General features: G+C 58.8%; 17 protein-coding genes and 1 tRNA gene. 12 read left to right on the top strand and 6 right to left on the bottom strand.

The window, feature by feature from the left end:
* Positions 1–64 precede the first annotated feature (64 nt).
* Entirely contained in the window at positions 65–574 is a 510-nt protein-coding gene (locus VIM61_09355) for a hypothetical protein (protein HEY8900606.1), read from the top strand.
* 231 nt (positions 575–805) lie between these two features.
* On the opposite strand, the gene VIM61_09360 is transcribed toward VIM61_09355, so the two are convergent.
* Positions 806–1,234, bottom strand: coding sequence for a hypothetical protein (locus VIM61_09360; protein HEY8900607.1), 429 nt, complete (start codon positions 1,232–1,234; stop codon positions 806–808).
* Between the two features lie 124 nt (positions 1,235–1,358).
* On the opposite strand from VIM61_09360, the gene VIM61_09365 reads away from it, so the two are divergent.
* Positions 1,359–1,589 (top strand): hypothetical protein, encoded by a 231-nt coding sequence (locus VIM61_09365; protein ID HEY8900608.1) that lies wholly within the window; start codon positions 1,359–1,361, stop codon positions 1,587–1,589.
* Between the two features lie 240 nt (positions 1,590–1,829).
* Here the strand turns inward: VIM61_09365 and VIM61_09370 are convergent, their stop codons facing one another.
* Both VIM61_09370 and VIM61_09375 read right to left on the bottom strand, forming a co-directional pair.
* Positions 1,830–1,988, bottom strand: coding sequence for a hypothetical protein (locus VIM61_09370; GenBank protein ID HEY8900609.1), 159 nt, complete (start codon positions 1,986–1,988; stop codon positions 1,830–1,832).
* A gap of 15 nt (positions 1,989–2,003) precedes the next feature.
* A complete protein-coding gene (locus VIM61_09375) occupies positions 2,004–2,843 on the bottom strand; it encodes a tyrosine-type recombinase/integrase (protein HEY8900610.1) in 840 nt (279 codons plus the stop codon).
* A gap of 552 nt (positions 2,844–3,395) precedes the next feature.
* Between VIM61_09375 and VIM61_09380 the strand changes: the two genes are divergently transcribed.
* The 4 genes from VIM61_09380 (at position 3,396) to VIM61_09395 (ending at position 4,892) form a co-directional block, all read left to right on the top strand.
* Positions 3,396–3,464 (top strand) — tRNA-Pro (locus tag VIM61_09380).
* 91 nt (positions 3,465–3,555) lie between these two features.
* Positions 3,556–4,281: a ribonuclease PH gene (gene rph, locus VIM61_09385; GenBank protein ID HEY8900611.1), complete on the top strand. Its 726-nt coding sequence runs from the start codon at positions 3,556–3,558 to the stop codon at positions 4,279–4,281.
* Between the two features lie 84 nt (positions 4,282–4,365).
* The gene (rpmB, locus tag VIM61_09390; protein ID HEY8900612.1) at positions 4,366–4,629 is read left to right on the top strand and encodes a 50S ribosomal protein L28; all 264 of its coding nucleotides are present in this window, start codon (positions 4,366–4,368) and stop codon (positions 4,627–4,629) included.
* A 59-nt stretch (positions 4,630–4,688) separates the two neighbouring features.
* Positions 4,689–4,892, top strand: coding sequence for a hypothetical protein (locus VIM61_09395; protein ID HEY8900613.1), 204 nt, complete (start codon positions 4,689–4,691; stop codon positions 4,890–4,892).
* 66 nt (positions 4,893–4,958) lie between these two features.
* On the opposite strand, the gene xerA is transcribed toward VIM61_09395, so the two are convergent.
* Together xerA and VIM61_09405 are read right to left on the bottom strand one after the other, a co-directional pair.
* Positions 4,959–5,858, bottom strand: coding sequence for a site-specific tyrosine recombinase/integron integrase (xerA, locus tag VIM61_09400; protein ID HEY8900614.1), 900 nt, complete (start codon positions 5,856–5,858; stop codon positions 4,959–4,961).
* 72 nt (positions 5,859–5,930) lie between these two features.
* Positions 5,931–7,481 (bottom strand): DUF4912 domain-containing protein, encoded by a 1,551-nt coding sequence (locus VIM61_09405; protein ID HEY8900615.1) that lies wholly within the window; start codon positions 7,479–7,481, stop codon positions 5,931–5,933.
* A 147-nt stretch (positions 7,482–7,628) separates the two neighbouring features.
* On the opposite strand from VIM61_09405, the gene VIM61_09410 reads away from it, so the two are divergent.
* The 6 genes from VIM61_09410 (at position 7,629) to VIM61_09435 (ending at position 12,458) form a co-directional block, all read left to right on the top strand.
* Complete coding sequence (locus VIM61_09410) at positions 7,629–9,122, top strand: trypsin-like peptidase domain-containing protein (GenBank protein HEY8900616.1); 1,494 nt, start codon at positions 7,629–7,631, stop codon at positions 9,120–9,122.
* Between the two features lie 71 nt (positions 9,123–9,193).
* Entirely contained in the window at positions 9,194–9,820 is a 627-nt protein-coding gene (locus VIM61_09415; protein ID HEY8900617.1) for a hypothetical protein, read from the top strand.
* A gap of 156 nt (positions 9,821–9,976) precedes the next feature.
* Positions 9,977–10,369, top strand: a complete 393-nt coding sequence (locus tag VIM61_09420; GenBank protein HEY8900618.1) for a hypothetical protein — start codon at positions 9,977–9,979, stop codon at positions 10,367–10,369.
* 196 nt (positions 10,370–10,565) lie between these two features.
* Positions 10,566–11,006, top strand: a complete 441-nt coding sequence (locus VIM61_09425; protein ID HEY8900619.1) for a hypothetical protein — start codon at positions 10,566–10,568, stop codon at positions 11,004–11,006.
* A gap of 96 nt (positions 11,007–11,102) precedes the next feature.
* The gene (locus tag VIM61_09430) at positions 11,103–11,813 is read left to right on the top strand and encodes an NlpC/P60 family protein (GenBank protein ID HEY8900620.1); all 711 of its coding nucleotides are present in this window, start codon (positions 11,103–11,105) and stop codon (positions 11,811–11,813) included.
* A gap of 144 nt (positions 11,814–11,957) precedes the next feature.
* A complete protein-coding gene (locus VIM61_09435; protein ID HEY8900621.1) occupies positions 11,958–12,458 on the top strand; it encodes a hypothetical protein in 501 nt (166 codons plus the stop codon).
* A gap of 67 nt (positions 12,459–12,525) precedes the next feature.
* Here VIM61_09435 and lepB read toward each other — a convergent pair whose 3' ends face one another.
* Entirely contained in the window at positions 12,526–13,635 is a 1,110-nt protein-coding gene (gene lepB, locus VIM61_09440; GenBank protein ID HEY8900622.1) for a signal peptidase I, read from the bottom strand.
* Positions 13,636–13,755 lie beyond the last annotated feature (120 nt).

The following is a 13,755-nucleotide window of genomic DNA, read 5'->3' on the forward strand; positions in this document are numbered from 1 at the left end:
GTTCGATCCCGGTTAGCGACCTTGGCTGAGTCACTCGACTTGGCCGCAAGAAAGCCAAACCAAAATGCGTAATCGCGCCAAAACCCACAACACCACAAACCAAACTGATAACTTCACGGAGTGTTACAAACGCTCCCTGAGCTACGACCATACGAAGAAACATCCGGGATACTGGAAGTTTGCTCTCGCTCTTCAATTCGATTGCGAGGGTCACGAGATTGATGAAGAGACACTCCTCGATGCTGGAACCCAAGTCGCATCCGCGCTTATGGGGGCCGGTGGATTCGGAGACACCGTTCTCGGAAACTGCTGGGTGATGTCACCCGAGAAAGTTTACTCGCAGGAAGATGCGGTCATATTCAGGGGAGAACTCCCGGATGTGCCGGCAGACGTCAAACCTCAGGTCTTGCAGCAGCTGGCGGCCGTTGCGACGACGGCTACTGGCCACCGCTACACCGCGGCCCAGTATTGGGACGGAGAAGTATTGAAGTTCACGTTTGCAATTGGTGGCGGCCTGAGGCCGGTCCACATGGTGGACGGACAATATCAATTCGTCGACGTTTCGAAGAACTAGACGGCGTTGAGCCAAGAGGCGGAGGAGAGAAATCTCCTCCGCCTTTTTTGTATTCAAATTTCCCCATTCGAGCGCGGAGTTCCGCGTTCGAATGGGGAATTTCCAACGCGTTGGAACTTTGACGCACCGGCAGAGGCATGCCACCAGCCTTTTCTCCGGAATGAAATCAATCGCGCCTGCGACCGCTGGCTCCGCTCCCGTGGTTTGCCAACCTGTGGGAGTCGGTCCCAGTTACAACTTTTTGAGCGGGCTGTTCGTGGAGCTGTACCCACCTTTCCGCATGCTCGATTTGCGAAGCATGAGGTAGCGCGAAAAAACCTCGTAGGTCTGAGTGAGCTTTACGCCGTCGTTGGTCTTAATCTCAAGTTTGAGATACTTCGAACCTGCCTTCTTAACTTTGCCCTTCAATGAGACAGGATAGTTGGCGTAGTTACTCGAAGCTGGGCCTTCGGCGTTTGCGTTGCCGACGATCTTCCCCTTCGACGTAATCTTCGCCCCGCCTTGATAGCCCCAGCTTCCGTCGCCAACGTTCGCGACGTTTACGAGATTGATCGAGAAGAGGTAGTTCCCGGCAAGAAGTTTAAGCGGGTTAGGATTTGCCGCCTGCGTTTGGGCGACAGAGGCAAACATTGCGAAAGCGAGAAGGGAAAACAGGCGCATTACCTCGGCGTAAATGTTTCAAACAAACAAGTCAATGCTGGCATTCATCAACGGTAACATTGATCTATGCTGGCATTATTGCCGTTAAGGTGCTCAAGTGCCTGCGCGAACTCTCAATCGGACGATGGATGGAAAATCGAATCTTCTCGGAGCCAAGCTCAAAGAGCTGCGGTTAAAAGAAGGTCTGACGCAAGCGCAGGTCGTGGAGCGGCTCCAAAAGCGAAAGAAGCAACCTTGGGACTGCGACACGATTGTTTACTCCACGATCGAACTTCAAAAGCGATCGCTGTCTGACATCGAGACAGCGGCAATCCTTGAGGTCCTCGGCCGAACGTGGGCCGATCTGCAAACATGATGTTTACCTTCCAACTGCCCGCAAGTTTCAGTCAGCCCGAAGGGGCAGTTAGGGAGGCCTTACAAACAAACAGCGCGGAGCTTGTCGCCGAGGTCACGGGCGGTTGCTGCACCGTGGACGTGCGGGAAATCGCTATGGACGGCGCACACGCGGGCCATGCCATTGTTTGGATCGGCGGTGTTGCGAGGCTGACGGAACGGCTGCCTTTCGAAATCGACTGGGGAACGCGAGTCGTGAAGTTTACCGCGCCAGCGCAATAACAACTCTGCCGACAAACGGCATGACGAGAAGGAATCCGGCAGCGACGAGAAGGCCCATGAAGCCAAAGCGCCGCTCGACAGCGCGGAGCAAGGCGAACAAAAGGCCGACGATGAGATAGCGGAGGAGGAAACGAGTCATTTTTATATCCTCGGTTTAAGGCAGGGGTTTGGAGCGGATGCGGACATCACCGACCTTCAAATCGGGCCAACGCTTCGCGTCTTCTTCGGAGACGATCCAAAATTTCTTTGCAGCCTTGGGCGACATTTTGCCCTGCGAAACCTTCGTCAGAATTTCTTCGAGAGTAGTGCCGGTGCTGACGGTCTTTTTGCCAGCAAGGACATCATCAAGGCCGTCCGCGTCGACGTTCTTTTTCCAATAGTGCCGCTCAATCGTTTCGATTTTGTCGCCACTCCAAGCAGACACTTTCATAATCGTGATGTTTGGATTCCCTGAGTTGCAGAGGTGCGTGATGTAGCTGTGGCGCATCGCGTGCATCCCGAAGTTTTCTTGCTCGGGATGCTTCTCGATGTAGTCCGCAACATGGTTTTCAAACGACGTGCGAGGATCGAAGCGGTATCGTTTCGAGCAAGCGTCGGGCTTGATTACAAACAACGCGTTGGCGTCGAGATTCTCGCGAAGCCATGCCGTGAAATCTGCGGAGAGGGGAATGCTCCGGTCTTTGCCGTTCTTGCTCCGCCATTGGTAGGTCGTCCCGTTTGCGAGCCGCTGCGTTTCTTTCCCCGGAACTTTGATGTGGGGAATCTGTGCATCGAGCCGAATCCACTGAGGACGGCAATGGACGATTTCGTTTCGACGCATCCCGCAGTGAAACCCGGCGTAGAAAACAAACTTCGTTGAGTTCCGCGAACAGGATTCGATCAACTCGGTGTAGACCTTCGGCGCAACGACAACGTCGCGGACTTCCTTCTCGTCGTCCTCGTCGTAATGCGGTTTCGCAATGACGTGGCCAAGGTGCGAGAGGAAACACGCCACGCGATCAACGATCGTGCGAGCACTCGCAACGCTACGCTTCTTCCGCTCGTCGTAAAATTTTTGGAGCGTGGGCGTCGTGATGTCGAACGGGCTTCGAGTCTTCGACCAATCGCCGAATGCGCGAAGAATGTCGGCTGTCCGCGTAGCGGTTCCCGGTCGGAATTTGCGGACCTTCTGTCCGTCCTTTTTTCCGGCGAGTTTGTCCGCGATGTAGCGATCAATCGCTTGCTTCCAAGTCGGGGTTTCACCGGGTTTGATTTTCGGGACGATTTGCTCTTTCGCGGTTCCGCGAATCTTCTTCGCTTCAGTCACCGCGTCCGCAAAGATGCGCGTGTGAAGAGGCACTCGGAGCTGCTCGCCATTGTGCGAGTAGCGCAACCAATACGACTTCTTGCGGAGGTAGATTCCTTTCGCTCCGGGGTCGGGTTTAGCAAGCTTCGGCATAGATGCAACTGTGCTGGGTGTGCTAGAAAGGTGTGCTAACCGCAAGGCTTCTTTTCAGAGAGCACCAACCAACCCCAAAAACGACAAACAACCACAAACCAAGTAAATAAGGGCTTCGAGGCCACAAATCCCGCTCGTTCGGGACGAGGAGGTCGTGGGTTCGAATCCCGCCAGCCCGATTTTCATTCCCGCATCCCGCCCGGGGTTCTTCATTCATTTCCGCGCGAATTTTTTTACTCATTCCGTGAATCCACTTCCGCACATTCCGATGCCCCGCTCCGAGAACCGCACGCCGAACGATCTCCGCACCGTCACCTTCGAAGTCGGGGTCGCTCCGCACGCGCTCGGTTCCGTGCTGATCGCCTGCGGCAACACCCGCGTGATCTGTGCGGCCACCGTCGAGGACTATGTTCCGCGCTGGATGAAGGAGCAGAACGTCAGCGGCGGCTGGATCACCGCAGAGTATTCGATGCTTCCGTATTCGACGCTCTCCCGAAAGCCCCGCGACATTTCCAAGGGCCGGCCCGACGGGCGGGGCACGGAGATTCAGCGCCTGATTGGGCGCTCCCTGCGCGCGTCGGTCGATCTCGAGGCGCTCGGTTCGCGCACGCTCTGGGTGGATTGCGACGTCTTGCAGGCCGATGGCGGCACCCGCACGGCGGCGATCACCGGCGCCTCGGTTGCGATTTATCTGGCCTGCCGCAAGCTGGTGGAAATGGGTAAGGTGAAGCGCCTTCCGATTCGCCAGCGCGTGGCGGCGGTCAGCGTGGGCGTCGTTGACGGCGAAGTGCGCGTCGATCTCGATTACGTCGAGGACAAGGATGCCAGTGTGGACATGAATATTGTGCTCACGGAGCACATGGAATTCGTGGAAGTGCAGGGCTCCGGCGAGGAGGCAACCTTCACCCCCGAGCAGCTCTCCGCGATGCTCGAAGCGGGACGGTCGGGCGTGGCGCGACTTCTGGACCTTCAGGCCCAGGTGCTGGGAATTTAACACCACGATCATCGAAAGAGAAAAACACTTGACCGGGCGGGGGATGCAAAGGATGCTCCCACCCCTTCACGATTTACAGATTTTATGGCTAGACAGTGTCAAATTACGGGAGCCAAGCCCACGCGCGGTTCGAAGATTCACCGCCGCGGTATGGCGAAGAAAAAGGGCGGCATCGGTATGCACATCACGAAAGTGACACCTCGCGAGTTCGTTCCGAACCTGCAGAAGAAGCGCATCTGGGTGGCGGAGTTGAAGAAATTCGTCACGGTCAAGGTGACGGCGCGAGCCCTCAAGACGCTCACGAAAAATGGCGCCTACGCCACGCTGAAAAAAGCGGAGTTGATTTAATTCCCGAATCTGGGACAAACTCCCGATTTTCCACCCCAACCAACCCACCCCAAACGAACATGTCCTTCAGCGTTAACAGCAAGAAATCCGGCAAGACCTATTTCCTTCATCGTCGCCTCCAGAAGCTGCGCGGCGGTCAGGAAGTCACGCTCTACTATTTCGCCGGTGCGGCTGGTGAAGGGGCTATCGATGAGTTGCCTGCGGGTTACGAAGTCTCCGAGAACGTCAAGACGGGTCTCCCGCTCTTGAAGAAGATCAAGTAAGCGTCGAGCGCAATCGCATTTGAAAAGGCCGGATGGAAACATCCGGCCTTTTTTTTTGCCGTGGAGTCAGGCCCGGGGATGGGCCTGATCGTAGGCGCGTTTCAGGCGCTCGGTGGTGACGTGGGTGTAAACCTGCGTCGTGGAAAGGCTGGCGTGGCCAAGGAGGGTCTGCAGGCTGCGGAGATCGGCCCCGTTGTCCAGGAGATGAGTGGCGAAGCTGTGGCGCAGCTTGTGCGGGCTTGTTGTCGCCGGCAGGCCGACCTGACGAATGTATTTTTTCATCCGGGCCCAGATGGACTGCGTGCTCAGGCGGCGGCGGGATTTGTTGAGAAACAGGGGGCCTGTCTGCACGCCCGCGGCCTGGCGATAGCGGGAGATGACCTCGAGCGCCGGTCCGCCGACGGGACACACGCGTTCCTTGGATCCCTTGCCAATGACCCGGAGGGTTTCGCTGAACGGATCCAGATCCTTGACGTTGATCGCGGCGAGTTCGGAGAGGCGCAATCCGGCGGAGTAGAGAAGCTCGAGCATGGCGGCGTCCCGGAGCGGCACCCAGACCGGGGCCTGCTTCTCCAGCGGTGCGGCGAGGGGAGCGGCGAGAAGATCTTCGACCTGTCGGAGCGTGAGAAAAGCGGGAAGTTGTTTTTCCGCCTTTGGAAGAAGAACGGATGCAAGGGGATTGGCGCTCAATCCCTTTCGTTCCATGAGAAATCGGTAAAAACTGCGAAGAGCGGCGAAGTCGAGGCGAATGGACGCCCGGGAACGCTCCCGTTTCATGAGCTCGAAGAGGAAGGCTCGGAAGTCGTCGGCGGTGGCCGCTCGCCACGAGGCTTTGGGGCGAAAACTTTGGAATTCGCGCAGCGCGTGCCGGTAGTTGATGATCGTGCGAGGCGAGCAATTCCGCTCTCCTTCCAGGTAGGTGAAGAAGGCCTCCATCAAGGGATCGCGAGCAGCTTTGGCGGACATGGGAAGGAAAGGGAAAGGCCCGGATCTGGGCAGATCGCGGGCCTTGGAAGGGGATGGAAAAAAAGCGGGGAGTTATTTCTGGCCCATCGGCTCTCCGAGCGGCGGCTGCGCGGTATCCTTCACGTCGCCGTATTTCTCGGTCGTGCGGGAAAAGCGCAGGGTGGCGGAGCGGGTTTCGATGCCGTCGGGGGACTCGGCGACGATTGGGATTTCGTAATCCGAATTCGGGAAGATGAAGTGATAACGGAAGGTTCCGTCGGGACTGAGCGTGATGGGCTTGCCATCGACCGTGACCTTCGCGCGGGGGTCGGTGCCGCCGTAGAAGATCACCTCGGCGTTCACGTGCATGAAAAAGCCGCGCTCCAGACCGAAGGAGGAGAGGGTTTCCGATGCGCCGCTCCAGCTCGTGGTCGCGGAAGCCGAGAACCAGCTTGAAACCTCGGCCGAAGTCCAGCTCGAGAGGGCGGCCTCGGCCCAGCTGGATTGCACGCCCTGCAGCCAGCTTGACTGAGCGCCGACGAGCCAGCTCGAGAGATTGCTGAAAGCGCCGCTGGATTCGATGCCCTGGAGCCAGCTTGCGCCGGCGCTCGTCTCGCCCCAGCTCGTGAGAGCGGCCTGGGCCCAGCTGGCGCCGATGGAAGAAGTCCAGCTCGTCTCGCCGCGGATCGCTGCCGTCTCGGCGGAGCCCCAGCTGGTCGTGCTGCCCCAGCTCGTGAGGCCCTGGCCGGAGGTGCTCCAGCTCGTGATGGCACCGGCGGCCCAGCTGGCAAGGGCGGCGATCTCCCACGACGTCGTGATACCGGCGCTGGAAAAAATGCCGCCGCTGAAGAGGGCGACGGAATCGCGGAAGGAATTCAGCGCCTCGCTGGCGCCACCGGAACTCAGTTGCTCCTCGAGGAAGGCGCGGATGCGGATTTCGATTTCGCCGGAACTCTGGCCGCCGCTGGCAAGTTCCGCCAGGAGGGTGGGGCCGAGCAACGCCTGAAGAAGGATCCGTTGATCCTCGGAGAGAAGCTCCGGAATGCCGCTTGCACCGAAGGCGGAAAAGTCGCCCTTCTTCTGGATGCGTGAGAGGGCCGCCAAGAGTTCCTCGTCGGAATGCTGCGCGGACGAAAGGTGGTCCAGCATGCGCTGGAAGGTGAGGTGAAACGGGACGGTCGCGTATTCGAAGGAGTCTGATGACGCCATGCCCTCGGCAGGCGTGGTGACGGGCACGGAACGCGCGATCAGGTTCCATGTATTCGCCCGGTAGAAGCCGATCTCGACGTAGTAATCCGTATCAGCCTTTTCGACGGGCACATACCAGTTCCGCGTCTCGAAAGGCACCTCGATTTCGCCTTCCTGGGAGCCCTCCGCGGTGTAGTAACGAAGGTAGGCCGCGCCGCCGGGATGCCGGGCAATATCGATGTCCCAGTAAGTGAATAGCCAGTGCGGCTCCTGGGCGATCAGGAAGATCGTATCGACCCCATAGCCATGGGGGAGGTCGCCGAGATTGCCGAAAGGCTCCCGAACGGGAAGGGACTCCATGGTGGCGTCGCTGACCCCCTCTTCCGATTCTTCGGGAAGCGGGCGAAGGGTGAAGCCCTTCGGCGTCGGTGTGCTCTGTCTCGGCTTGTTGGGCATCGGCTTGGCGTTATTCGAGTTATAGAAGCAGCCTGTCGGCGTCAGAATGCATCGCGAACTAGCCTGAACAAGGCAATTTTTGTGCCAGCACTGATAAATCGCTGGGCGGCCCTTGAAATTTGAAAGCGCGTCATTAGCTTTCCCGCCATGAATCGCTTCTTCCTTACTCTGGGATTGCTCCTCGCGATGGAAGTCTCTGCCGGCGCGCAGAATACGGGAAATTTTTCAAATTCGCAGTCGCTGGCGCACAGTCTCAGCAAGGCTTTTGCGGATGTGTATGAGCGAGTTTCGCCAGGGGTTGTCGTGATTGAAGTGGAGGCAGACGATTCGGTGGACAACATTCCACAGGGTTCGCCGCTCGCGCAATTCTTCGGGCGCAACCCCAATCTGTTGCCTCAGCAACAGGAGACGAATCAAGGCTCCGGCTTCATCATCACGGCGGATGGTTATATTCTCACGAACAATCACGTGCTCGAGGGAGCCTCGACGAATCGTGTCCAGGTGATCCTCAAGGACGGCCGGAAGCTGGCGGCGAAGATCGTGGGCACCGACTCCATTTCGGACCTCGCGGTGATCAAGATCGAGGGCTCGAACCTGCCCGTCATCGAGCTGGGCGACAGTGACAAGATCCGCGTCGGCGAGTTCGCCTTTGCGATCGGCGCGCCGTATGACCTGCGCGACACCTTCACCTACGGCGTCGTGAGCGGAAAGGGCCGCACCGATATCACCGGCAGCCAGAATTACGAGGAATACCTCCAGACCGACGCGTCCATCAATCCCGGCAACAGCGGCGGGCCGCTCGTGGACATCGACGGCCGCGTGATCGGCGTGAACACCCTCATTCGCGACTTCAATCGCGGCCTCGGCTTCGCGATTCCCATCAACATCGCCAAGAAGATTGCGAGCCAGTTGATCGCCGAAGGTCGCGCGGTGCGGCCGTGGCTGGGCATCCTGATCAAGAGCATGGACGAGCTGCCGGAACTCACCGAGCGCTTCCCGGATCTGCCGAAGGGCATCCTCGTGCGAGGCATCGAGGATGGCACGCCCGCCGCCCTGAGCGACCTTCGGGTGAACGACATCATCACCCAGGTCGACGGCACGCCCGTCGCCAGCGCGCGGGAGTTGCAGAAGGTGATCCTCGACAAAAAGGTCGGCCAGGAAGTCGAGCTCCAAGTCTGGCGGAATCGCCGGATCGTCAAGATGAGGCTGCGCACCGCCGAGCATACGGATGGCTTCCTTCCTGTGGCGAATCCTCGTTCGGTCCCGGGGAACCGCCCGGCGCCGGTCGAGCCGGATGACGAGGACGCCGCCGCCGTCGGCCCGCAGGCGGCGCCGCAGCCCCCGGCCGCGCCGATGCCACGGAGCCCCTCCGCCGGGCTGATGGTGCGCACGTTGAATGCCGACACCGCCGTCGCCATGAATCTCCAGGCAGAGGAAGGCGTGCTCGTCACGAGCGTCCAGCCCGGCAGCCCCGCGGCCGCCGCCGGCGTGCAGGTCGGCGACGTCATTACCTCCGTCGGTTCGAAGCCCGTGCGCACGAAGGAGGATTTTCTTCGGGAGATCGGCTCCGCGACGGACGGCAACCTCATGCTGAACATCAACCGCGGCGACGAGAAGACCTACGAGATCCTGAAATTCTAGGCCGTGGCCCGCGCCGAGACGGAAGAGGCTGGGCGAGCGCGCCCGCCGGCGGTTAAAGTCGCGACCTCCCGGTGAATCGTCTCCTCAATGAAATCGGCCGCACGCAGCGGCTGGGCATCGTCCACGAACTCAAGCGCTCCAACGGCTTGCCCGTCAAGGAGCTCGCCCGCCGCCTCGGCATGAGCTACATGGGCGTGAAGCAGCACTGCATCGAGCTGCACCGCGACGGCTACCTCGACACGTGGCGGAATCCCCGGCCCGTCGGCCGTCCGGAAATGCTCTACCGCCTCACGCAGAAGGCCCACGAGCTCTTCCCCGTGCAATCGCACGACATGCTCCTCGCCGTGCTCGCCGCCGCCCGCGAACTCTACGGACCCACCGCCCCGGCGAAGCTCCTCTTCGTCCACTTCCGCGAGAAGATGGAAGGCTACCGGGCCAAAGTCCGCGGGGAAACCCCGGCCGAGCGCGCGAAATGGCTGGCCCGTCTGCGCGAGGCCGAGGGCTGCATGGCCACCTTCGAGCCCGGCCCGCCCCTGCGCCTCATCGAGCGGCACAGCCCCATGGCCGAGCTCTTCACGCGCTTCCCGGAGACCGAGGGCATGGAGCGCGAGCTTTTCGAGAAAGTCCTCGGCGCGAAGGTGCGCCGCATCGCGAAGACGACGAGCGGCCTCTACGAGTGCGTCTTCGAGATCGGGTAGGGGCGGGGAGACGTCGAGTGTCGAGAGGACGAGTGTCGAGGGGGGCGCGACGAGGGTCGAGAGGGCGAGTGTCGAGGGGAGCACGACGAGGGTCGAGAGGGCGAGTGTCGAGGGCCGCGCCACCCGACTGCTCCTGCGATCTGTTTTGCCAAAAAAATGGTCGCCCCGGCTGGTCCTGCGATCTGTTTTACCAAAAAAATGGTCACCCCGGCTGGTTCTGCGACCTGTTTTGCCAAAAAGATGGTCATCCCGGCTGGTCCTGCGACCTGTTTTGCCAAAAAGATGGTCACCCCGGCTGCCCCTGCGACCTGTTTTTCCAAAAAGATGGTCACCCCGGCTGCTCCGGTGACCTGTTTTGCCGGAAAACTGGTCATCCCGGCATCTCCGGCGACCCTTTTTGCGGAAATTCCGACCATCCGGCCATCGCCGCCGCGTCCGCTTTTTGGCGTTTACAGAGAAAAAGAGCTCCCGTTCCCCGCCCGTGGGCCACTTGATCCCCAAAAAGGCAGCAGACTTCCCCATGGGCTCCAATCCCGAGACTCGGTGTGAAACCCCGGCAAAAATCGGAAACGCCCTCAAAAACCTCCCTCGCGAAACCACCCTCCACCTCCCCGGACATTACCACCTTGCCGCAGTCCCGCCGCCCTGCTAGCCCTCACCAAAAGCCGCCGCCTCCGGAGATCAGCTCCCGCCGCCTATTTCCCCACCACGCCATTTAATCTAACAAGCCATTCGGCTATATTTTATGTCACTTGCAACGATTCTTCGTATCTCACTCATCGCTTCAATGATTCTCGCTGTTGTCGGATCATTGATCGACATGGCATTTCCCTCTCTTTTATCACCTTTTCTTCAAGAACATTTAAAGAAACAGATGGAAGCCGAGTTTTCTTCCAAGGATATCATTTTTGCCATCCTCGCTATACCACTTTGTATTTTGCTATTAGCATCATACATCGGATTGTTTTTTTGGAAAAACTGGGCGCGATATCTTTATCTGGTTTTAGGAGTCATTGCTTACTTTCTTTCTCCGTTTTTAGGTGATCAGGTTTATTCAGGCGTAGCTTTCACACTTTATGATTTATCTACGGCAATTTTTGGATTCATTCTGGCACTATTGTTCTTTTCGCCTCTTGTCACTCGCTTTACACCAAAAGCCGAACAAGGCGCTGCAGTTAACCCCTAGCCGCGACGCGTTATCGATTACGACCGTCCTTCCTTTCCATCAACACGCCATCTGAGTTGTCCGTCTGGTAGCTGAGCTTGACGTTAGCCCATATAAATGAAAAGACTACTACTCATCGCGATATGTGGCATATCAGGCGCCGCAGCGATTTGCTGTGTCATTCAGCCGATAAATTCTACGATTCTGCGCGTCTTTACTATCGCCAGCATTTTTGCATTTTTCGTCTCGTCTCTTCTTCTTGCCTGGCAGCATAAGGCAGTCCGGCTGTCACTTTTAGCAATACCAATTTTATTTATTGTTATTGTATCACTTCCTGGGCGTTCGTTTGATATTGATCGCTTACGTCAGCGATACGCAGATTCACTGCATCACTATTCCAATGTGCCTTATGTTTGGGGAGGCGAAGGCAAAATGGGGATTGACTGCTCAGGCTTACCTAGAAGGGCATTGCGGGATGCTTTAATTGCAGAGGGACTTACCACAATGAACGGCAGATTGATTCGTGAGGCAATTCGTCAGTGGTGGTTTGATGCAAGTGCTCGCGCACTTTCTGAGGGATATAAAGGCTACATGTCCCCCCTTTTTGCTACCAAAGCTCTCAGAAACACGGATCTTTCTTCATTGAAGCCCGGAGATGTAGCAATCACAAACTCTGGAATTCATTGTTTGGTATATTTCAAAGGCAATACTTGGATTCAGGCTGATCCAAATGTTGGAAAAGTAGAGGACTTTGATGCACGAAATACGGAGAGTTCTTGGTTCGACGATCCCGTTCATTTGTATCGCTGGACGTGGCTTCAAAATTAGGCCTGACAAGGCGCTGCAGCTAACCCCCGAGCCGCCTCGCATTACGTTTCACGACCATCTTTCCTCTCTGTCCACGTCACCCAAGAGTTCAACCCGCGTTCGGAGCAGTTGAGCTTGGCGTTAGGGCATAATAAGTATCTCCCCATGGCATCCATCGTTGATTTTGAATCTTTATATCTGTCGCTCGCGGCAGAACTGGAGCGCGAAAAGTGGTTCGACCGTCATTGGCAAGCGAGAGCAGGGCTGTATCCCGACGCCAGGGCTCCGAAAAGCGTTGCGATCCAGGTTTTCAAAGACACCTGGTTCAACGAGGAAGGCCGAGGCATTCATCTGGAGAGTTGGATGACGAACGCCGATGTTGCGCGGGGAACCGCAGCCTTCGTGCTGCACATCGAATCCAGTAAAGAGCGCACGGGAATCAATGGGAAAACGCTGGTGAAAGCTCTCTTTGAATCCTGTGGGGACAAGATCCGCTCCTGGGAGGGGTATCAGGCAAAGGAGAGCTACACCATGCAGCCATTTATCAAAAGGGGCGTCGTCACGCCCGACACCTTCTCGAAGATCGCGAAGGCTGAGTTTACTCGGCTTGCGGGGATCGCGAAGGACATCGACGCAGCAATCGAAAAGGCCAAAATCCTGTCCTGACAAGACGCCGTAGCTAACTCCTGGCCGCGGCGCGTCACTTTCCTCCCACCGTTGTTTGGGCGGGCGTCTACTCGATGAAGCCCCAGTGGTTGCTGAAGGGCCAGAAGACGACGAAGGCCTTGCCAGTGACGTTCTGCTCGGGGACGAGGCCCCAGTAGCGGCTGTCGGAGGAGTTGCGGCTGTTGTCGCCCATGGCGAAGTAGAAATGCGGGGGAACGGTGAAGGTCTCGTCGGGGCTGGAGAGGTAGAGGCCGGAGTTCGAGTAGCCGCGGTAGCCGTCCTTGCCGGCCATCACGCGGAGGAATTGCTTCTCGGCGGGGAGCTGGCCGTTGATGAAGAGGTTGGGATCGTCGACGCGGAGGACGTCGCCGGGGACGCCGGCGAGGCGCTTGATGTAGTGCTGGGAGCCGAGGTCCTTCGGGAAGCCGGGGGCGTCTTCGATGCCGCGGATGCCGGTGGTGCGGAAGACGAAGACGTTGCCGCGCTGGGGCGGGACGAAGTTGTAGGCGAGCTTGTTGACGAGGACGAAGTCGCCGTTGTCGATGTAGCCGCGGAGGAGGGGTTCGCCCTTCCTGATCTCGAAGCCGGGGCCGATGCCGAAGGTCTGCTCGACGACGGCGGCGGGGGCGAAGACGGTGTAGCGGCTGCGCTGGCCCTGGATCTCGGTGAAGGTGAAGTAGTTCAGGTAGGAGCTCTCGCGGACGCGGGCGACGACGACGTCGTCCTCCTTGCCGACGACGTCGAGGAAGGTGCGGCCGCGGAAGACGAAGTCGAAGGCGCGGACGAGGAGATTCGGGGGCGGGGTGTCGGTGACGGTGCCGATCATGCCATTGAGGGTGGGTTGCATGGAGCCGGTGGGAATCTTGAAGGGCTCCAGCAAATAGGCGCGGACGCCGGCGGCGATGACGATGGCGACGAGGAGCACCTCGACGTTCTCGCGCCAGCCGGCGTGGTCGCGAGGCGGGGCGACGCGGCCGACCGCGGCTTCGAGGGCGGCGACGCGGGATTTCACGGCATCCCTGTTCCGGTCGCGGGCGGCCTGCTCGAGGCCGGCGATGGCGTCCTCCACGCTGGCGACCTGGGCGGCGGTGAGGAGGTCGAGCCGGTAGCGAACGATGCGGCGCGCGGCCTCGGCGTAGTGGCGGGCCTCCTTGACATAGCGGGGCGTGAAGAACATGGAATGGGGAGCTTTAGCGAAGTCGGCGATGGGACCAAAGGAGAAACTGGATTTGATCGCGGTGGCCGAGGAGGTGGTGGAAGCCACGCTGGACTCGCTGCCGGCAGAGATCGGCGAGGA

The sequence above is a fragment of the Chthoniobacterales bacterium genome, from assembly GCA_036569045.1.
In the GTDB taxonomy this organism is placed as follows: domain Bacteria; phylum Verrucomicrobiota; class Verrucomicrobiia; order Chthoniobacterales; family JAATET01; genus JAATET01.